General features: G+C 74.0%; 11 protein-coding genes and 1 rRNA gene (1 of these 12 cut by a window edge). 6 read left to right on the top strand and 6 right to left on the bottom strand.

Going from position 1 to position 20327, the window contains the following annotated elements; all coding sequences use genetic code 11:
- Positions 1-29: 29 nt before the first annotated feature.
- The 3 genes from trmB to OOK31_RS21675 form a co-directional block, all read right to left on the bottom strand.
- Complete coding sequence (gene trmB, locus OOK31_RS21665) at positions 30-848, bottom strand: tRNA (guanosine(46)-N7)-methyltransferase TrmB (RefSeq protein WP_267088919.1); 819 nt, start codon at positions 846-848, stop codon at positions 30-32.
- Positions 849-1216: 368 nt separating this feature from the next.
- Positions 1217-2437, bottom strand: a complete 1221-nt coding sequence (gene lhgO / locus OOK31_RS21670; RefSeq protein WP_267088920.1) for an L-2-hydroxyglutarate oxidase — start codon at positions 2435-2437, stop codon at positions 1217-1219.
- A 19-nt stretch (positions 2438-2456) separates the two neighbouring features.
- The gene (locus OOK31_RS21675; protein ID WP_267088921.1) at positions 2457-4064 is read right to left on the bottom strand and encodes a sporulation protein; all 1608 of its coding nucleotides are present in this window, start codon (positions 4062-4064) and stop codon (positions 2457-2459) included.
- Between the two features lie 643 nt (positions 4065-4707).
- Between OOK31_RS21675 and OOK31_RS21680 the strand changes: the two genes are divergently transcribed.
- Both OOK31_RS21680 and OOK31_RS21685 read left to right on the top strand, forming a co-directional pair.
- A complete protein-coding gene (locus OOK31_RS21680; RefSeq protein WP_267088922.1) occupies positions 4708-6981 on the top strand; it encodes an asparagine synthase-related protein in 2274 nt (757 codons plus the stop codon).
- Between the two features lie 281 nt (positions 6982-7262).
- Positions 7263-10523: a BTAD domain-containing putative transcriptional regulator gene (locus tag OOK31_RS21685; RefSeq protein WP_267088923.1), complete on the top strand. Its 3261-nt coding sequence runs from the start codon at positions 7263-7265 to the stop codon at positions 10521-10523.
- Here OOK31_RS21685 and OOK31_RS21690 read toward each other — a convergent pair.
- Positions 10510-12516: a sigma-70 family RNA polymerase sigma factor gene (locus tag OOK31_RS21690; protein WP_267088924.1), complete on the bottom strand. Its 2007-nt coding sequence runs from the start codon at positions 12514-12516 to the stop codon at positions 10510-10512. The genes OOK31_RS21685 and OOK31_RS21690 overlap by 14 nt on opposite strands.
- A 214-nt stretch (positions 12517-12730) precedes the next feature.
- Positions 12731-13501, bottom strand: a complete 771-nt coding sequence (locus tag OOK31_RS21695; protein ID WP_267088925.1) for a TetR/AcrR family transcriptional regulator — start codon at positions 13499-13501, stop codon at positions 12731-12733.
- 468 nt (positions 13502-13969) lie between these two features.
- On the opposite strand from OOK31_RS21695, the gene OOK31_RS21700 reads away from it, so the two are divergent.
- Positions 13970-15346, top strand: a complete 1377-nt coding sequence (locus OOK31_RS21700) for an NAD(P)/FAD-dependent oxidoreductase (protein WP_267088960.1) — start codon at positions 13970-13972, stop codon at positions 15344-15346.
- A 192-nt stretch (positions 15347-15538) separates the two neighbouring features.
- Positions 15539-17272, top strand: coding sequence for an ATP-binding SpoIIE family protein phosphatase (locus tag OOK31_RS21705; RefSeq protein ID WP_267088926.1), 1734 nt, complete (start codon positions 15539-15541; stop codon positions 17270-17272).
- A gap of 65 nt (positions 17273-17337) precedes the next feature.
- On the opposite strand, the gene OOK31_RS21710 is transcribed toward OOK31_RS21705, so the two are convergent.
- Positions 17338-18630 carry an MFS transporter gene (locus tag OOK31_RS21710; protein WP_267088961.1) on the bottom strand — a complete coding sequence of 431 codons (1293 nt, stop codon included), beginning with the start codon at positions 18628-18630 and terminating at the stop codon, positions 17338-17340.
- A gap of 125 nt (positions 18631-18755) precedes the next feature.
- On the opposite strand from OOK31_RS21710, the gene OOK31_RS21715 reads away from it, so the two are divergent.
- On the top strand, positions 18756-19292 hold the full coding sequence (locus OOK31_RS21715) for a MarR family winged helix-turn-helix transcriptional regulator (protein WP_267088927.1): 537 nt from the start codon (positions 18756-18758) through the stop codon (positions 19290-19292).
- A gap of 572 nt (positions 19293-19864) precedes the next feature.
- Positions 19865-20327, top strand: a 16S ribosomal RNA gene (locus tag OOK31_RS21720); it runs 960 nt beyond the window's last position.

Genomic DNA, 20327 nt, shown 5'->3' on the forward strand with positions numbered 1-20327 from the left:
AGCGGGTCGGACACTCGGAGTGACGTTCGTCAGTTCCCGGAATCGGCCTTACGGGCGAAGAGGAGGTCGTGCACGACGTGCCCCTTGTCCAGGCCCTGGCCCTCGAAGCGGGTCAGGGGACGGAAGTCGGGGCGCGGCGCGTAGCCGCCGTCCGGCTGGGTGTTCTCGAACCGCGGGTGCGCGCCGAGCACTTCGAGCATCTGCTCGGCGTACGGCTCCCAGTCCGTCGCGCAGTGCAGTACCGCGCCGGGGGCCAGGCGGGTCGCGGCCAGGTCGAGGAACTCCGGCTGGATCAGGCGGCGCTTGTGGTGGCGGGCCTTGGGCCACGGGTCCGGGAAGTACACGCGCAACCCGGCGAGGGAGGCGGGCGGGAGCATCTCGCGGAGCAGGATGATCGCGTCGCCGTTGGCCACGCGGACGTTCTTCAGGCCGCCCCGTTCGGCGAGGGCCAGGAGGTTGCCCTGGCCGGGGGTGTGCACGTCGGCCGCGAGGATGCCGGTCGTGGGGTCGGCGGCGGCCATCTGGGCGGTGGCCTCGCCCATGCCGAAGCCGATCTCCAGGATCACGGGCAGGCCGTCGAAGAGCCGGTCGAGGTCGATGACCTCGTGGCCGTCGATGTCGAGGCCCCAGGTGCCCCAGAGGCGCTGCAGCGCCTCGCCCTGGCCGGTGGTGACACGGCTGCGCCGGGGCTGGAAGCTGCGGATGCGGCGCTCGTGGTGCGACCCGGCGGGGTCGGGCGCGGGGCCGTCGGGGAAGCGGGGCTCGGTGCGCCACTTGGGGGGCACGTACGCGGTCGCCTCCGGCGCGGTGTCCGGGAGGCTGGGCTGGGGGTTCGGGGACTCAGACACAATGCGCTGATTCTACGTCCGCCCGACGAACCACCGCCGTGCCCCTGGCCGGGGTGGGGTCGGGGTCGGGGACGGGGTGGGGTGCCGTCCGGGATAGGCATGATTTATGGCGCCCCCTCCGAAGCTCCGTCGAGTGACGGGGCACCGCGCGCCAACAAATCACGTTTTACATCCCGGACGACACCCCACCCCGTCCCCGACCCCTCACGTCCGTGATCCGGTCCCGCCGAATCCAGCCTCGCCGGCGTTTGAGGCGCGGGGTCTGGGGCGGAGCCCCAGGGGGTTTGAGCCGCGCCGGCTCTGAGGCGGGAACGGTGGAAGGGTGGGTAGGGGACAAGCCCCGCGCAGCGGGACAGCCGGTCGGCGGGTCAGGGGGTGTGGAGGGTTTGGAGGGCTCGGGTGGCGATCTCGCGGCCGATCGGAAGCGACGCGGTCGCCGCAGGCGAGGGGGCGTTCAGGACGTGCACCGTCCGAGGCGCGTCCATGATGAGGAAGTCGTCCACCAGGGTTCCGTCCCGGAGGACCGCCTGCGCGCGGACCCCCGCAGTGGCGGGTAGCAAGTCCGCGGCGGTGACGGCCGGCAGCAGGCGGCGCACGGCCTCCGTGAAGGCCTGCTTCGACAGGGAGCGGTGGATCTCCCCCGCCCCGTACCTCCAGTGCCGCGCGGCCATCCGCCAGGATCCCGGCCAGGCCAGTTCGGTGGCGATGTCCCGGGGCCGGACCGTGCCCCAGCCGTAGCCCTCGCGGGCCAGCGCCGGCACGGCGTTCGGCCCAACGTGGACCCCGCCGCCGATGCCCCGCGTGAGGTGGACGCCGAGGAACGGGAACGCCGGGTCCGGCACCGGGTAGACCAGGCCCCGGACGAGCGAGGGCCGGGCCAGGTCGTGGTACTCGCCCCGGAAGGGGATGATCCGCATGCCCGGGTCGTCCCCGGCCAGGCGGGCGACGCGGTCGCACTGCAGGCCCGCGCAGTTGACCAGCACCCGCGCCCGGAACACCAGCCCGGACGTGGTGCGCACCGCCACCGCGGAGGGGCGGCGCGAGATCAGGTCCACCTCGGCGCCGTAGACGATCTCCGCGCCGGAGGACTCCGCCAGCTGCGCGGCGACCCGCCCGTAGTCGACGATCCCGGTGGTGCCCACGTGGATCGCGGCGAGGCCCCGGATCTCCGGCTCGTACTCGGCGATCTGCGCCGGGCCGAGCTCGCGGACGGGGATGCCGTTCTCCCGGCCGCGCTGGACGAGGGAGTGCAGGCGGGGGAGCTCGGCGCGGTCGGTGGCGACGATCAGCTTGCCCGTGACCTCGTGCGGGATGCCGTGCTCGGCGCAGAACTTGACCATCTCGGCGGCGCCGCGCACCGCGAAGCGGGCCTTGAGGGATCCGGGGCGGTAGTAGATCCCGCTGTGGATCACTCCGCTGTTGCGGCCCGTCTGGTGCCGGGCCGGTCCGGTCTCCTTCTCCAGGACGGTCACCCGGGTACCCGGGGCCAGGCGTGCCAGGGCATGGGCCGTCGACAGGCCGACGATCCCGCCCCCGATCACCAGCACGTCGCAGTCCACGCTGACACCTCCCACCCCTGCATACTGCACCCCGCCACCGACAGAGGGGCTACGCGGGGGCCACCAGGAGCGGCCGGGCGCGTTCGCGCAGTTCCGCCACGCGCGGTTCGTCCCCGTACGGTTCCAGCCGGTGCAGGAGGTCCCGTACGTACTCGTTCGTCCGCGCCGAGGAGATCCGGCCCGCGACCTCCACGGCCCGGGTGCCGGCCGCGCACGCCGCGTCGAGGTTGCCCGACTCCAGTTCGGCGACCGCGCTGACGACCAGGCGCAGCCCGTGGGAGCGCACGTACTCCTCGGTGGGGCGGGAGAGGGCCTGCTCGGTGAAGCGGCGGACCTGGCGGGGGAGTTTGAGGTCCCGGTAGCACTCCGCCGCGTCCGCCGCGAAACGGTCGTACGAGTAGAAGCCGAGCCAGGTCGGGTCGGGGTCGCCGTCGCGGGAGCGTTCCAGCCAGCCCTCCGCCGCGCGCAGCGCCGCCCCGGCGGCCGCCGAGTCGCCGGCCTTCGCGTGGGCGCGGGCCTCGACGAGGCGGAAGAAGCTCATGGTGCGGGCGGTGGCGAGGCCGCGGTTGCGTTCGACGGCGGCCTGCGCGAGGTCCACGCCCTCGTCGGGGAAGTCCCGGTAGGTCGCCTGGAGGGACATGGAGGCCAGGACGTAGCCGCCGAGCGGGACGTCGGCGGCGGCGCGGGCCAGGCGCAGCGCCTGGATGTAGTAGCGCTGGGCCGCTTCCTGCTGGCCGGTGTCGAAGGCCATCCAGCCCGCCAGCCGGGTCAGTTCGGCGGTCGCCCCGAACAGTGCGCGGCCCACCTCGTCGCTGTAGGAGCCGAGCAGGAGCGGCGCCGCGTCCACCCGCAGGCACTCCGGCACCATCGACGAACGCCAGTCCCCGCCGCCGTACTTGGAGTCCCAGCGGCGTGCGTCCTCGGCCGCCTCGCGCAGCTTCGTCACGTCGCTGTGGCCCACGCGCTGCGGGGAGGCGTCCGACAGGGAGGTGAGCACGGCGGGGGTGGGTGCGGGCGAGGGGGCGGGCGCGGGCGCCGGTGTGGCGGCGGCCGGTGCGGTTTCGGGTCCGGACTGGGCGGGCACAACGCTTTGCGCGGGGGTGTCGGCCGGCTGCCGGGGCGGGACGGCAGGGGTCGCCGGAGCCCCCGGAGCGACAGGCGCCGTCTCGCGAGCGGTGCCCGGTTCGCGTGCCACCGAGCTGTCGGCCGGAGATATCAGCCAGCGGGAGGCGGGCGTGGCGTACGCCGACACCGCGAAGGAACCGGCGAGCGACTGCCAGATCCCGCCGCCCCCACGCCGTCCGGCGAGATCGAGCCGGTACAGGTCCGTCGCCGAACGCACGGCCGCACCGATGTCGCGCGGGAAGGCCAGACCCACCTCGGGCGCGGGGTCCGCGTCCGCCAGGCCGATCTCGTGCAGCGGCACCGGCCGCCCCAGCTTCGCCCCGATGGCGGCGGCGATCAGGTGCGGGGCCGCGCCCTGCGGCACCATCCCCTTCGACACCCACCGGGCGACCGAGGTCTTGTCGTACCGCAGCGTCAGACCGCGCTGCGCGCCGAGGTCGTTGACCCGCCGGGCCAGCCCTGCGTTGCTGATGCCCGCGAGGGCGAGGACGGCGCCGAGCTTCTCATTGGGCTCGCGGAGCTCCCTGGACATGCGCCACCCCTCGTCACACGCGGAACGCAGACGCCGCCGGGGCATAGGCGCCCGGCATTTCGTAAACCCAGCGTAGTTCCCCGCCTCCCAAGCGTTAAGGCCCCGAGTTCCGTATGGCGGGATTGTTGTCCGTATGCACAGTCCGGGCGGAGCCCGTGCCCGGGGCGCACGTCTCCTGCCGTGCTCCGGCCGTGTGGCCGTGCGCCCGGCCGTGCGCTCTGGCCGCTCCCGGGGCCCGGCGATTCGATGTGCGGTGCGTGGGTCGGCCCGCCGCGTGGATCCGGTGGGCCGGGGGATGCCGCTACCTCAATCCCCGCGGGTGGCGGAACGGTCCGGGGGGTGGATGCCGCCTCCCGGACCGCGCCCCCGCGATGGCGGTGCGGGCAGGCGGTACGGGCAGTCAGTACGGCCGAAGAATGGCCGAAACCGACCTATGGGGCGGTGGGAACGGAACGCCAAATACCGCGTGGCCGGGGCGTGTTCGTTTACATGTGCGCCCCCCGAAGCCACTCTCGCACGCCCGTCTCGTGGCAGCATGGACCCCGAGCCACCCGGGGCCCCGCCGGCCGCGCCCTCAGCGCTGACCGTCTCGTCCGTGCCGTCCGTTGCCCCGGTCATGTGCCCACAGGCTGGGGAGGCGGCGGTGCGCTGGTTGGTCGGGTGGAGCAGTATCGCCGCGAGCTTCGGCACGGCCGGGCGCGTCTCCGGCCAGGGCGGTACGCGTACGGGCGCCCCCGGCTACGGCAGCTCCGGCTACGGCGCCCCCGGCCCCGCCGCGTACGGCGACCCCGCCCACGGCCACCCCTACGCCGACCCGCCCCGCGGCGGCATCGCCGACGCCGCCTACGCCGACGACCCCGCGGCCCAGGACGCGGAACGCACCGTCCACCCCGTCGGCGCCCAGCTCCTGTGGGGCGACCCCGACCCCCTCTGGGCCGTCGGCGACTGGCGCCCGGACGAGATCCGCACCGTCACCGCCGACCCCGCGGACCCCTTCACCCGCCTCGCCGTCCTCGGCTGCTGCGGCGCCACCGACGCCGAGCTCAGACGCGCCCTCTACGCCGCCCGCGGCGGAGCCCTGCGCCACCTCACCCAGTGGTCCGGCAGCTACACCGCCGTCGTCCAGGCCGGCCGCCGCATCACCGTCCTCGGCGACCTCGCGGGCGCCCGGCCCGTGTTCTACACGCCCTGGGCGGGCGGCACCGCGTACGCCACCGCCGCCCTCCCCCTCGCCGACCTCATCGAGGCGCAGCTCGACATCGGCCACCTCGCCGCCCTGCTGGCCTGCCCCGACAGCCCCGAGGCACTGGGCGACGGCACACCGTACGCCGGGGTCCGGCGCATCCCGCCCGGCCACACCCTGATCCTGCGCGAGGGCTCCCGGGAGATCACCGGCTACGAGCCCGTCGCCTCCCTCGCCGTGGCCGCCCCCGAGGCCGATCCCGAGCGCGCGGTGGAGGGCGTACGGGAAGCTTTGGTCGACGCGGTGCGCGCCCGGCTCACGGCGCCCCGGCATGCCCCCGACACCCTGGCCCCCGACCCCGGACCCGTGCCCGGAATGGGCCCCGCCGACCGGCGCGCGGCCCGCGGCGCCCCCGCGCCCGGGGTCGGCGCCGACCTGTCGGGCGGCAGCGCCTCCGCCACCCTCGCCCTCCTCGCCGCCGGCCTGCCCGGCGCCCCGGGCAGCCTCCCCGGGGCCGGCTCCCGCCTCCTCGCCGTCACCTTCAACGACCTCGCGACCCCGCAGGGCCGCGAAGCCGAACTCGAACGCGCCCACGCCCTCGCCGCCGACCCCCGGCTGCACCACGTCGTCGTGGCCGCCGCCGCCGAAGCCCTCCCCTACGCCGAACTCGACGGCCCGCTCACCGACGAACCCGGCCCCTCCCTCGTCTCCGCCGCCCGCGAACGCCGCCGCCTCGCCGCCGGCTCCGCCGACCACTTCACCGGCCACGGAGCCCGCCAGGTCCTCGACGCGCACCCCGCCCGCATGGCCGACCTCCTCATGGACCGCCGACGCCGCCACCTGCTGCGCCCCGTCGCCGCCCTCGCCCGCACCGCGCCCGAGGGCCCCCTGCTCGTCCCGTTCTCCGTCTACTCGGCCGCCCGCCGCCTCGCCCGTACGCCGTACCGCGCGGGCATCGAGGCCGCCGCGGCCCGGCTGCGCGAAGGCGGCGTCGACACCGGGGTACCGGGGCCGGTCGACGCCTCGCTCGCCGCCCTCACCTGGGCCCGCCCCGGCCCGGCCGCGCGCTGGCTCACCGGCGAGGCCCTCGCGGAAGTATCGATCCGCCTCGGCACTGCCGCGGGCCGCCCGCCGCTGTCACTGCGCCCCGGCGAGGCCCGCGCCCGCGCCGTGCTCGCCCGGCACGCAGCCGACCACCGGGTCTTCGAGCAGGCCGTCGAGGTCCGCAGCCAGCGACTGCACGCCCCGTTCCTCGACAACCAGGTCGTACGCGCCGCACGCGCCCTCCCCGAGTCCCTACGGGTACAGCCCGGAGCCCGCGCCGCGATCCTGCGCAGCGTCCTCGCCTCCGCCGGGGTACGCGAACTCCCGCCCGGCTGGGGCGCCACCGACCGCACCCCCGACGAGAGCGCCACCCGCCTCGGACTGCGCGCCGCCCTGCCCGGCCTGCTCGCGCTGTTCACCGCCCCGCTGCTCGCGGACGCCGGGCTGATCGACACCCGGCTCGTCCGGCAGGCCCTGACCGACGCCGCCGACGGCCGGGCCGTACCCCTCGACGGGCTCGCGGAACTCGTCTCCATGGAACTGTGGCTCCGCCGCCTCCTGGCCCGCCGCGGCACCTGCTGGACCGGCACCACCACCCCCCGCCGCCGCGCCGTCCCCCGCCCGGACACCCCCCTGGGCCGCCTCCCTGCACTCCCCCGCCTCACCCCACCGAACCCGACCCACCACTGACCCACCCGGCCTGCTGCGCGGGCAGGGCTGGACAGATCCAGCCCCGCCGGCGTTTGAGGCGCGGGCGCGGAGTGCCGTGTAGTGAGGTGCGCCCCCAAGCCCCGCCGGCGTTTGAGGCGCGGGGTCTGGGGCGGAGCCCCAGGGAACGGGCGAAGGGCGGGTAGGGGAACGCCCCGCGCAGCGGCCACCCGCTCCGGGTACGGGCCCCGACCCCGCCCGGCCCGCCGCCCCGCCGCGAAAACCCCCGCACGCCCCCGGCGAGGGCAAGGCAGAATTGCCCGGTGCGGTACCGAATCCTCGGAGTCACCGAGGCACGTGACGAGACCGGCGCCCCCCTCCCCCTCGGCGGCGCCCGCCTGCGCGCGCTCCTCGCCGCCCTCGCGCTCCGCGCCGGCGGCCCCGCCGCGGCGCCCGTCGCCGAGCTGGTCGACGAGGTGTGGGGCGACGCCCCGCCCCAGGACCCGCCCGCCGCCCTGCAGGCGCTCGTCGCCCGGCTCCGCCGCGCCCTCGGCTCCCGCGACGCCGTCCACGCCGATCCCGTCGGCGGCTACCGCCTGGCCGCCGCCCGCGAGGACGTCGACCTCCACCGTTTCACCCGGCTCGCCGCCCTCGGCTCCCGGCAGCTGCCCACCGACCCCGCCACCGCCGCCGGAACCCTCCGCGAGGCCCTCGCCCTGTGGCGCGGCCCCGCCCTCGCCGACCTCCCCGACTCCGCCCGCGCCTTCCACGCCGCCGCCCCCGAGGCCCGCCGCGCCTCGGCCCTGCGCGACCGCATCGAGGCCGACCTGCGCAGCTCCGGCCGGGCCGGTGCCCCCGAACCGGCCGGACTCCTCCCGGAGATCGAGGCGCTGATCCACGAGCACCCGTACGACGAATCCCTGCGCGCCCAGCAGATCCGCGCCCTGCGCGGGGCCGGCCGCCCCGCCGACGCCCTCGCCGCCTACGAACGCACCCGCGCCGCCCTCGCCGAAGCCCTCGGCACCGATCCCGGCCCGGAACTGCGCGCCCTGCACGCGGAGCTGCTCCAGCCCCAGCCGCAGCCGGCCCAGCCGCACGCACCCCGCGGCAACCTCCGCCCCCGCCTGACCTCCTTCGTCGGCCGCGAGCCCGAACTCGCGGCCCTCGACAGCGACCTGGCCCGCTTCCGCCTCGTCACCCTCACCGGCCCCGGCGGCTCCGGCAAGACCCGTCTCGCCGAGCACGCGGCCGCCGCCCAGCCCGAATCCGGCTGGCTGGTCGAACTGGCCCGCCTCGACGACCCCGCCGCCGTCCCCGGCGCCGTCCTCAGCGCCCTCGGCCTGCGCGAGAGCACCCTCGTCAGCCGCGAGAAGACCCCGGCCGAGGACCCGGCCACCCTCCTCGTCGAGCACTGCGCGCACCGCCGTCTGCTCCTGGTCCTGGACAACTGCGAGCACGTCGTCGGCGCCGCCGCCGCCCTCGCCGAGCACCTCCTCACGCACTGCCCGGGCGTGCGGATCCTGGCCACCAGCCGGGAACCCCTCGGCGTGCCGGGCGAGTGCCTGCGCCCCGTCGAGCCGCTGCCGCCCGCCACCGCGCACCGGCTGTTCGCCGACCGCGCCGCCACCGCCCGGCCCGGTTTCACCCCCGCCGACGACCCGGCGGCCGTCGCCGAGATCTGCGCCCGCCTGGACGGTCTGCCGCTGGCCATCGAACTGGCCGCCGCCCGGCTGCGGCTGCTCACCCCGCGCCAGATCGCCGACCGCCTCGACGACCGCTTCCGCCTCCTCACCGGCGGCGCCCGCACGCTCCTGCCCCGCCAGCAGACCCTGCGCGCCGTCGTCGACTGGTCCTGGGACCTCCTCGACGCACCCGAACGGGCCGTCCTCGCCCGTCTGTCGGTCTTCGCCGGCGGCTGCGACCTCGCCGCCGCCGAAGCCGTCTGCGCCGACCCCTCGTACGAGGTCGCGGACGTCCTCGGCTCCCTCGTCGACAAGTCCCTCGTCGTCGCCGAGCCGGGCCCCGACGGCATGCGCTACCGCCTGCTCGAAACCATCCACGAGTACGCCGCGGAGCGCGCCGCCGAACACACCACCGCCGATCCGGCCGACGCCCGCGCCACCGCCCGCCGCCACACCGCGCACTACCTCGCCTTCGCCGAGCAGGCCGAACCCCTGCTCCGCTCCGCCGCCCAGCTCCCCTGGATCCGGCGCGTCGAGACCGAGCTCGACAACCTCCGCTCGGCCCTCCACCGCACCACGGCGACCACCCCCGACGCGGCCCCCGACCACGCCAGCGCCCAGCGCCTCGCCGTCGCCCTCGGCTGGTTCTGGTGGCTGCGCAACTACCGCACCGAGGCCGGCGAGTGGACCACCCGGATCCTCGCCGTCACCCCCGCCGACCCGCCCGAGGGCTCGGCCGCGTACTGGCGCCGCATGCGCCTCCAGGTCCTGAACGTGTTCCTGATAGCGGAGAGCAGGCCCGCCGACGCCTTCCGCACCCCCGAGCACCAGGCCCTCGCCGCCCGCATCAAGGAAGCGTTCCGCCACGGCTCCCCGGAGACCACCCGCTTCCCCGGCATGCTCTGGCCCACGACGGCCTTCCTCACCGGCGACGTCGACTCCTTCCACGGCGACCTCGACATCTCCGTGGAGAACTGCCGCCGCCACGCCGGCGAGTGGGAACTCGGCGTCACCCTCCTGCTGCGCACCCACGTCGCCATCGACCTCACCGGCGGCCTGTCCACCATCGACGACGACCTCGTCGAACTGCACCTGATCGCCCGCCGCAACGGGGACCGCTGGATGCGCGCCCAGGTCGCCGGAGCCGCCGGCGAGGCCGCCATCTCGCGCGGCCGTTACGCCGAGGCCCGCACCGAGTACGAGGAGTGCCTGCGCCTCGCCCGGGAGGTGGGGGCCGGCACCGAGGCGCCCTTCGCCCTCGCCCGGATCGCGGAGACGGCCTACTGCGCCGGCGACTTCGAGGGCGCCGCGAAGCTCCTCGAGGAGTCCGACGCCGAGGCCGAGGAGTACGGCGGGGTGTACGACGCCAGCGCCTTCACCCGCTTCCTCGCCGCCCTGATCGCCCTCCAACGCGGGGACACCGAAGCGGCCCGCGCCGCGTGCGCCCAGGCCCGGGCCGAGGCCGCCCACATCACCGTGCCCGCGCAGTTCACGGCCGGACTGGAGACCGTGGAGGCCGTCCTCGAGGCCGGGGAGAGCGGCCCGGAGACCGGGATCGCCCGGCTCGCGCCCGCCCTCGCGGCGGCATTGGAAGCCAAGTGCGCCGAACGCCACCTGGCCGCGCTCACCGAGACGGCGGCCCGGCTGCTGGCCGACGCCGGCCGCCCGGCCGAGAGCGTACGGTTCCTCGCGGCCGCCACCGCCTGGCGCGGGGGCTACCCCCGGCCCGTGCCCGAGGAGGCCGCGCTGGCCGGGCTCCCGGCCCGCACCCTCGCCGCCCTCGGACCCGCCGCGCAGGCCGAGGCCCGGTCGGCGGGCGCCGCCCTCACCCCGGCCGAGATCGCCGCCGAACTCACCGAACTGGCCCGGACCACCGGCCCGCCCGGGGTCAGCGGCAGCTGATCACCGCGTCGGCCCAGCTCGCCAGCGTCGGCAGGTGGCCCTGCCGGGCCTGCTCCACCACCAGCCGCAGGGACGTGTGCCCGGCCAGCGGCACCCGGACGGAGACCGGGGCGTCCTCGTACCCGACCGCGTCGGAGCGCCACAGCCGCTGCCCGTCGCCGTAGACGGAGAACCGCACCGTGCCGTCGGTCAGCATCGACAGCCCGTCCACCCCGGCCCGCGCCGAGAAGCTCGTGCACTGCCGGTTGAGGGTGATCTCCACCGAGGAACGGGAGTGGACCGTGATCCCCTGCCCGAACCGCTGACCGCCCATCACCAGGCCCCACCGCTGCCACACCCAGCTGCTGCGCCAGGTCTCCAGCTCCGGGCCGGTGTGCCGGCCGAGCGGCGCGTGCCCGAGCGAGGCCAGCTGGAAGCCCTGCGGGGGCAACGGCTGCGGCGTGGGGGACGGCGAGGGCTTCGGGCGCGTCGGCGAAGGCGTCGGGGCCGGCTTCGAGGCGGGCGGCGCGACCGAAGCCGGGGGCGCACTCGTCGGCGGCTTGGGCGGGGCGGCCGGACTCGACGCCGGCGCGGGCGGCTGCGTGCCGCGCCGCGGCGGTACGGAGCCCCGTGCCTCCGGCGCCGGATCCACCGCCGGAGCCTCCCGGGGCGGGGTGGGCGCGGGAGCGTCGGGCACCACCGGCGCCGCCGCACTCGGGGCCGGCTTCGCCTGGGGCTCGGGCTCGTCCCCGGTCAGGGCGAACACCACCCCGGCGGCCGCGGCCACCGCTATTCCGGCGGCGATGGCGGCCTTGGCCGGGAGCCCCAGCCCCTCGGACACCGCCGCACCCCCGGCCCCGGCCCCACCGCTCCCCGCGGCGGCACCTCCCGCGGCCCCGGCCCCGGCAGCCCCCGCACCCGCCCCGGCAGTCCCGGCGGCGGCAGCCCCCGCACCGGCGGCACCCGCCCCGGCACCCGCCGAGGCACCACCCGCGGCGGCGGCAGCCCCCGCACCTCCGGCGGCGACGACCCCACCGGCCACCACCCCCGCCGCCTTGGCGGCGTACCCGGCGGCGAACCACCCGATGACCGCCACCGGCAGCAGCGCGGGAATCCCCGCGTTGACGTCCTTGAGCTCCCCGGCGGCCAGCCGGCACTTCGCGCACTCCTCCAGGTGCTTGCGCAGCCCGCGCTCCGCCCGCATCCGCAACCCGCCCCGGGCGTACGCGCCCAGTCGGTCCGCGTACCGCGCGCAGTCGCCGCCCTCGCTCAGCGCGGAACTCACATGCGCCTGGAGATAGGCCTGCTTGAGCCCTTCCCGGGCCCGGCTGGCCAGCACCGCCGTCGCGTTGGCGCTCAGCCCGAACAGCGGCGCGATCGCACTCGGCGAGGCCTCCTCGACGGTGGTGTGCCACAGCACGGCCTGCCACCGCTCGGGCAGACTCCGGAACGCCTGCATCGCGAGGGACCGCTCGGCCTCGTGCATGGCCCGTACGTCCGCGCCCAGCTCCAGGGTGTCGTCCCCGGACAGCCCGCCCAGCCCGCCGGAACTCTCCGCACCGACGGCCGCCTGCTCCGCGAACACCGCGAAGTCCTCGACCAGATGCTCCCGCTTGGCGGTCTTCGCCCAGGTGGCGGCGACCCGCCGCACGGTCGTCAGCAGATAGGCCCGCACCGACTGGTCCGGCCCCGCCCCGCCCCGTACCGCCTGCAGGGTCCGCGCGAACACCTCCGCGGTCAGGTCGTCGGCGGTGTGCCCGTCACGGCAGCAGGTCCGCGCGTACCGGCGCACGGCATCGGCGTGCCGACGGAACAGCACCTCGTACGCACCGTCGTCACCGCCCCGCATCCGGGCGACCAAGTCCGCGTCGGACGGCGGCAGATCGGCGCCACCGGGCCCCGGGGCCGCATGGCGGCCGCCGGGTTCGCGCTGCGCCGGAACCTGCCGGGCGGGCAGGCTGCCCGCCTCGACATCGCCACCACCGAAGGACTCGTCCCGCCCGTCAACGCTCATCGCGGAAGCCCCCGCACGACACACTCGAACCGGTACACCGATCCAGCGTGTCACACGGCGAAGCCGCCCCGGTGCCCTCCGCGCACCATCCACCCGTCCGGGAAAGCACCGGCGACTCGATCACATCGCCGGAACCCTCCTCACCCGTTCGGACGATGGCCCGTTCGAGGAATCCGGTTGACGGCCCCCGCGTCCGCGGGGGCCACCCGCCGGATCACACCGTCCGCGAACGCAGGCCCTCCAGGAGGATGTCCAGCAGCCGTGCCGAAGCCGCGGCCTGCTGCGCCGGGTCCGGCAGGGCCGGCGCGGCGGTGGCTATCACCAGCAGCACATCGGCCACCGTGACATCGGTCCGCAGCTCACCGGCCTCCCGGGCCCGGTCCACCAGCCGCCCGACGACCTCCAGCAGCGCACCCGCCCCGGAGTCCTCCGAGGGCTCGTCCTCGACGGAAGTGCGCGCGCCGACGACCCGCAGCTCGGGAGCCGAGCCCAGGGCGGCCTGCCGCTGGTGCGGAACGCGCGCCGCGCCCTCCTCCTCGGCCCCGTCCTCCGCGGCCGCGCCGACGCGCAGCACCTGCGGCGGCAGCAGCCGTCCCGCGCCCGAGGCCACGGAGGTGCGCAGGAAGCGCGACAGCGCCTGCCACGGCTCCTCCTCCTGCCCCAGAGCGGACTGGGCCTGCTCGGTCAGCCGGGCGGTCTCCTCCTCGGCTATCCGCCGGACCAGGACGTCCTTGCTCGGGAACCGCCGGTAGACGGTCCCGACACCGACCCGCGCGCGCCGCGCGACGTCTTCCATCGGAGCCCCGTAGCCGAGCTCGCCGAAGACCTCGCGGGCCGCCCGCAGGACGTGTTCGAGATTGCGCTGGGCGTCGACGCGCAGCGGAGTGGAACGACCCACCCCGTGGGTCGTGGAGCCCGCCATCACGCGTCCGCCGCTCTCTGCGGACAGAGCAGTGGCAGAACCATGGAAATCGGAAATGTGCATATGTTTCCCCCGGTAATCATTTGTCTCCCCCCGGAGACACTCCCCGCCTTCACATCGAGGGGGGCCACGGTCATGAGGGCCCTGGTCCTACTCCTCGACGAGATACGAACATAGTTGAGCCAGAGTCAATTCAGAAGAGGCAGCCCCGGACGGAGCACCGCCCGATCGGAGCATTCACCCCCACTTTTCCGCCGCAAGCCACCGGAATCATCCCCTCCGCACCCCCTGACCTGCGGACCTATACCCGGATCCGGCTCCCTCGGCAGCCCCGTCCCGACACCACCACCGGTCACACAATTTGACGGGCCTGTGGACAAACTCCCGGCCACGTTGCGTCATGGGACGGTGAAGGCTGACAACTCCCAGGGCGAGTCCCACCCCGAGTCCCAGGGCGACGCCCTGAGTGACTCCCCGGGCGGCTCCCGGGGCGACGCCCCCGGCACCCCCGGCACCCCGCCCCGCACGCGCATCCTCGTCGTCGGCGGCGGATACGTCGGCATGTACACGGCCCTGGGCCTCCAGCGAAAGCTGAGATCCGGCGAAGCCGAGGTCACGGTGGTCACACCCGAGCCCTACATGACCTACCAGCCCTTCCTCCCCGAAGCCGCCGCCGGCTCCATCTCCCCCCGCCACGTCGTGGTCCCCCTGCGCCGCGTCCTCGACCGCTGCCGCATCGTCATCGGCGAGGCCCGCCGCATCGACCACGCCAAACGGACCGCGACCGTCACCACCCTCGCCACCGCCGAGGAGGGCACCGGGGACACCGAGATCGAATACGACGAACTCGTCCTCGCCCCCGGCTCCGTCTCCCGCACCCTCCCCATCCCGGGACTCGCCGACTACGGCATCGGATTCAAGACCGTGGAAGAGGCCATCGGCCTGCGCAACCACGTCATCGAACAGATGGACATCGCCTCCTCCACCCGCGACCCCGCAATCCGCGACGCCGCCCTGACCTTCGTCTTCGTCGGCGGCGGCTACGCCGGCGTCGAGGCACTCGGCGAACTGGAGGACATGGCCCGCTACGCCGCCCGGTACTACCACAACGTCAAGCCCGAGGACATGAAATGGGTGCTGGTCGAGGCCAGCGACCGGATCCTCCCCGAGGTCGGCCCCGAAATGGGCACGTACACCATCCGTGAACTGCGCCGCCGCAATATCGACGTCCGCATGGAGACCCGCCTCGAATCCTGCGAGAACCGCGTAGCCGTCCTCAGCGACGGCTCCCGCTTCCCCACCCGCACCGTCGTCTGGACCGCCGGCGTCAAACCCCACCCGGTCCTCGCCGCCAGCGACCTCCCCAGGAACGAGCGCGGCCGCCTGCGCTGCACGGCCTTCCTCACCGTCGAAGGCGTCGAACACGCCTGGGCCGCCGGAGACGCCGCCGCCGTCCCCGACATCACCGTCGCCGCCGACGTCCCCGCCGGCCCCGGCCGCGAATGCGCCCCCAACGCCCAGCACGCCGTCCGCCAGGCCCGCCAGCTCTCCGACAACCTCGTCGCGGCCCTGCGCGGCGAGGTCCTCACCGAGTACGCCCACAAGTACGCCGGCTCCGTGGCCTCGCTCGGCCTCCACAAGGGCGTCGCCCACATCTACGGACGCAAGATCAAGGGCTACCCCGCCTGGTTCATGCACCGCGCCTACCACCTCAGCCGCGTCCCCACCTTCAACCGCAAAATGCGCGTCCTCGCCGAATGGACCCTCTCGGGACTGTTCAAGCGCGAGATCGTCTCCCTAGGCTCACTCGAACACCCCAGAGCAGAATTCGAACTCGCGGCAGGCGGAGGCCCCAAGGACCCCACACCCCCACCGGCCCCCGAGCCCCCGCGGAAGGGCCAGGACTGACGTTGTCAGTGCGCTCGGCCACACTGGACGTGTGACCATAGGTGGGCCTACACCTGCACACAGTGACATTCGCACGACATCCACCGAGCACAGCGACACTCACCGAGCCCAGCGACCGACCCAGGGGGCACCGCCCAGCGGTAGCTGGGGGAGACACCGCGACCACTTGCGACACCACGAGGCCTGAACGCAGTGAACTTCACGCGATGGAGCGCCCGGTTCCCCGGAACGCAGCGCCGCGCCGCCGCCCGGAACGAACACGCCGCCGCCCAGGCCAAACGCGGCGAAGGCTCCGTCCCGGCCGCCCGCGGCGCCGCCGGCCACTCCGTCACGCCCCCGGACGGCAGCCCCGCCGACGCCACCGTCTCCGGCACCGGCACGGCCCCGCTGCCCGCCGTACCCGCCCTCGACGAGCTGTCCGTACGTGAGGTCCTCGGCCTGCTCCCGGCCCTCGTCGCCCTCGTCCACGGCCCCGAGCACCGCGTCGCCTACGTCAACGACGCCTACACCGCCGGGTTCGGCCCCCGCACCACCGGAGCCCCCGCCCACGAGGCCCTCCCCGAGCTCGGGGACCTCGGCCTGCTCCCGCTCCTCGACCAGGTCCAGCGCAGCGGCAAGCCCCGTACGGCCAAGAACCGCACCGCCCCCGGCGGCGGCAGCTCCTACACCGTCACCTGCACCCCCGTCGAGTTCCCCAAGACCGGAGCCGACACCGACACCGACGCCGCCCACCACACCGGGATCCTCGTCCACCTCGCCGACGTCACCGACCACGCCGAAGCCGTCGAACGCCTGCGCGCCAGCGAACGCCGCCAGCGCGAGGCCGCCGTCACCCTCCAGCGCTCCCTCCTGCCCCAGGAACTGGAACAGCCCGACGACCTCCGCGTGGCCGCCACCTACCAGCCCGGCGGCACCGAGGCCGCCGTCGGCGGCGACTGGTACGACGTCATCACCCTCGGCGCCGGCCGCACCGCCCTCGTCATCGGCGACGTCATGGGCCGGGGGGTGCGCGCCGCGGCCGTCATGGGCCAGCTCCGTACGGCCGTCCGCGCGTACGCCCGCCTCGACCTTCCGCCCCACGAGGTCCTCCAGCTCCTCGACGGACTCGCCGCAGAGATCGACGCCAGCCAGATCGCCACCTGCGTCTACGCCGTCCACGACCCCAACGAGGGCCTCCTCGCCTACGCCTCCGCCGGACACCTCCCCATCCTCGTCCGCGACGAGGACGGCACCGTACGCCGCGCCGCCGACCCCACCGGCCCGCCGCTCGGCACCGGCGGCTGGCTGCACTCCTCGGGCACCATCGCGCTGGGCCCCGGCTCCACCGCCGTCCTCTACACCGACGGCCTGGTCGAACGCCGCGGCGAGGACATCGACGAAGGCGTCGCCACCCTCGAACGCGCCCTGTCCGGCGCCCAGGGCACCCCCGCCGTCGTCTGCGACCGCCTGATGCGCGCCCTCGGCGTCGACGCCGACCATGACGACGACGTCGCCGTCATGGTCCTCCAGCAGCCCGCCCGCACCGGAGCCGACGCCGAGCTCTTCCACAACGCCGCCCTGGAACTCCTCGGCGGCGTCGAGGCCGCCCCCCGCGCCCGCGCCTTCGCCTCCGGGGTCCTCGCCTCCTGGCGCTTCCCCGTGGAACTGTGCGACCTCGGCGTCCTGGCCGCGAGCGAACTCGTCGCGAACTCCCTCCAGCACGGCACCCCGCCCATGCGCCTGCGCCTGCGCCGCACCGACCGCCGCCTGATCATCGAGGTCACCGACGGCGACGACCACCTCCCGCGCCGCCGCCGCGCCGAACCGGCCGACGAGACCGGCCGCGGCATCTCGATCATCGCGACCATCGCCTCGTCCTGGGGCTCCCGCCGCACCCCGGGCGGCGGCAAGGCCGTCTGGTGCGAGTTCGCCCTCCCGGACAAGTAGCCGCGTACGACAAAGGCCCCGGTCCGAAGAACCGAGGCCTCTCCCTACTCTCCACGTCCGTACGCCTACACGTGCGCGTGCTCCACAGCGGCGGCCTTCGCCACCGGGGCACCCGGCCCGCCCTGCGCCACGACCCGCGACAGCGACGGGTTGTCCTGCACCGGGCTCAGCTGCCCGCCCAGCCGCAGCGCCAGCCCCGCGATCCCCAGCGACACCAGCACGAAGATCCCGATGTAGAGCATCGGCGCACCGGCACCCAGCGGCACCCCGAGCGGTCCGAGCGCCAGCGCCATCTGCTTGACCAGCGCGAACGCCGAGTTGTACTGCCCGACGGAGCCCTCAGGAGCCAGATCGGCCACCAGCGGGGCCAGCGTCGGCGACAGCATCGCCTCGCCGATGCCGAAGAGCGCGTACGTGGTGATGAACGCGGCGGCGGCCATCATCGCGCTGCCGTGCCCCAGCCCCGAGAACCCGGCGATCACCCAGGCGACCGTCCAGATCAGCCCGACCAGCGCGATCACCCGCGACCGGCGCCGCTTCTCGACCAGCCTCAGCACCACGAACTGCGCGACGACGATCGCACCGGTGTTGGCGGCCAGCGCGAACCCGAGGGTCGACGGGGAGATCCCGGCGGCCTCGGTACCGAAAGCGGCCAGACCCGACTCGAACTGTCCGTAGCAGGCGAAGAAGAGCACGAAGCCCAGCACGCACAGCTGCACCATGGCCTTGTGCCGCAGCAGCCGCTTCCAGCCGCCGCCGGCCGGCGCCGCGTTCTTCGCCATCGCCCCGCTGATCCCCGCCACCTGCGGCATCCGCACGGTCGCGATGACAGCGGCCAGCACCAGGAACATCACGGCCTCGATGCCGAACAGCAGGGTGAAGCTGCCGGGCCGGCTCACGTCGACGATCTGACCGCCTACGAGACCACCGATGCCCAGACCCAGGTTCTGCATGAAGAACTGCAGGGCGAAGGCCCGCGTCCGGGTGGCCGGCGTCGAGCACCAGACGATCATCGTGGCGAGCGCCGGCTGCATCACGGCCTGCCCGGCGCCGAGCGCCAGGGCGGACAGCAGGATCGGCACGACGCCGGTGGAGAGCCCGAGCGAGAGCGCACCCACCGAAGCGGCCACGGCCGCCCCCATGACCACGGGCACCGGACCGCGCCGGTCGATGACCCGGCCGGTGAAGGGCAGCGCGACGAGGGCGCCCAGGGCGAACGCCACGAACGCACTCGTGGCGGCCATGGAGCCCAGACCTCGCACCTGCGCCACATAGATGTAGAGGAACGGAACCGTGAAACCGATGCCGAACGCGGTCAGCGCGTTCCCGGCCTGGATCCGCCGCATCGCAGCGCCCATCACCTTGGTCACTTCTCACCTGCCTTTGAGACCTGAAGCCTGAAGACTTCATAGCTAAACTTCAAGCCTTAACACTACACACCGAAGGAGTTAGATGCCAACGAGCTCGTGCGATACTTCGACCCATGGGTGACACCCCCGACGGCACCACGCCCGTCCACGAGCCGAGCCTCGACGAGCAGATCGCCGTCTACCAGCGCGAATTCCAGGACCTCGACCCCCAGGTCGAGAAGGTGGTCTCGGCCCTCAGCCGCCTGAACCGCCGCATGAACGTCGCGTACGGCCGCCAGACGGCAGCCCTGGGCATCAGCAACGCGGAGTGGGAGGTCCTCAAGGCCCTCGTCATCTCCGGAGCCCCCTACCGGCTGGGCCCGAGCGAGCTCGCGAAGCAGCTGGGCCTCACGCCGGCGGCGATGACCCACCGGATCGACCGCATGACGGCGGAGGGTCTGGTCACCCGGGAGCGCGACGAGACCAACCGGGTCCGCGTGATCGTGGAGCTCACGGACGAGGGCCGCAGCAAGTGGCTGGACGCGATGCGCGCGGCCACGGTCTTCGAGGAGGACCTCCTCCAGGACCTCTCCACCGCGGAGCGCGGAGTACTGGGAGACATGCTCACCCGCCTCCTGGACCGCGTGGAAGACCTCCAGTCCCGCGCCTGACCTCGCGGGTTGACAGGCCCCTCGCGGATCCGTAAGGTTCTTCGAGTTGTCCCAGAGCCGAAAGGTTCTGGCGTCAACGAATCCCGCCGCCTCGTTGCGGCACCCAACTCAGCACGATCTCCCACTGGGAACGTATTCGGCATGTCCGAATTCATTTCCGAAGGCCCGATTATCGGTTGCCGGGGAAATCCGCTAGAGTTCGGGAGTCGGAAGGGCCCAACAGCCCGGAAGACAAACCCTGCTGACTGGGAGTCAGGCCCGAAAGAGTCTGATAGAGTCGGAAACGCAAGAACGAAGAACAGAACAGAACGAAAGCCCGGAGGAAAGCCCGAGAGGGTGAGTACAAAGGAAGCGTCCGTTCCTTGAGAACTCAACAGCGTGCCAAAAATCAACGCCAGAAGTTGATACCCCGTCCACTCCGGTGGATGAGGTTCCTTTGAAAAAGACCTGTGAGGTCGCCTTCGGGTGATGCTTGCAGGCAACAACACAGCGAGGACGTTGTGGCGCGTCGGTCATATTCCGACATGATGCGCCCGCTCTTTCGTGTGTGTGCACCCGATTACGGGTAAACATTCATGGAGAGTTTGATCCTGGCTCAGGACGAACGCTGGCGGCGTGCTTAACACATGCAAGTCGAACGATGAAGCCCTTCGGGGTGGATTAGTGGCGAACGGGTGAGTAACACGTGGGCAATCTGCCCTTCACTCTGGGACAAGCCCTGGAAACGGGGTCTAATACCGGATACCACTCCTGCCCGCATGGGCGGGGGTTGAAAGCTCCGGCGGTGAAGGATGAGCCCGCGGCCTATCAGCTTGTTGGTGGGGTAATGGCCCACCAAGGCGACGACGGGTAGCCGGCCTGAGAGGGCGACCGGCCACACTGGGACTGAGACACGGCCCAGACTCCTACGGGAGGCAGCAGTGGGGAATATTGCACAATGGGCGAAAGCCTGATGCAGCGACGCCGCGTGAGGGATGACGGCCTTCGGGTTGTAAACCTCTTTCAGCAGGGAAGAAGCGAAAGTGACGGTACCTG

Origin of the sequence: Streptomyces sp. NBC_00249 (genome assembly GCF_026342355.1) — a bacterium.
Lineage (GTDB): Bacteria > Actinomycetota > Actinomycetes > Streptomycetales > Streptomycetaceae > Streptomyces.

Coding starts and splice junctions, on each gene's coding strand:
- OOK31_RS21675 (WP_267088921.1), bottom strand. CDS start 4,064: ATGTCCAGGGAGCTCCGCGAGCCCAATGAGAAGCTCGGCGCCGTCCTC.
- OOK31_RS21690 (WP_267088924.1), bottom strand. CDS start 12,516: ATGAGCGTTGACGGGCGGGACGAGTCCTTCGGTGGTGGCGATGTCGAG.
- OOK31_RS21695 (WP_267088925.1), bottom strand. CDS start 13,501: ATGCACATTTCCGATTTCCATGGTTCTGCCACTGCTCTGTCCGCAGAG.
- OOK31_RS21710 (WP_267088961.1), bottom strand. CDS start 18,630: ATGGGCGCTGCGATGCGGCGGATCCAGGCCGGGAACGCGCTGACCGCG.
- OOK31_RS21715 (WP_267088927.1), top strand. CDS start 18,756: ATGGGTGACACCCCCGACGGCACCACGCCCGTCCACGAGCCGAGCCTC.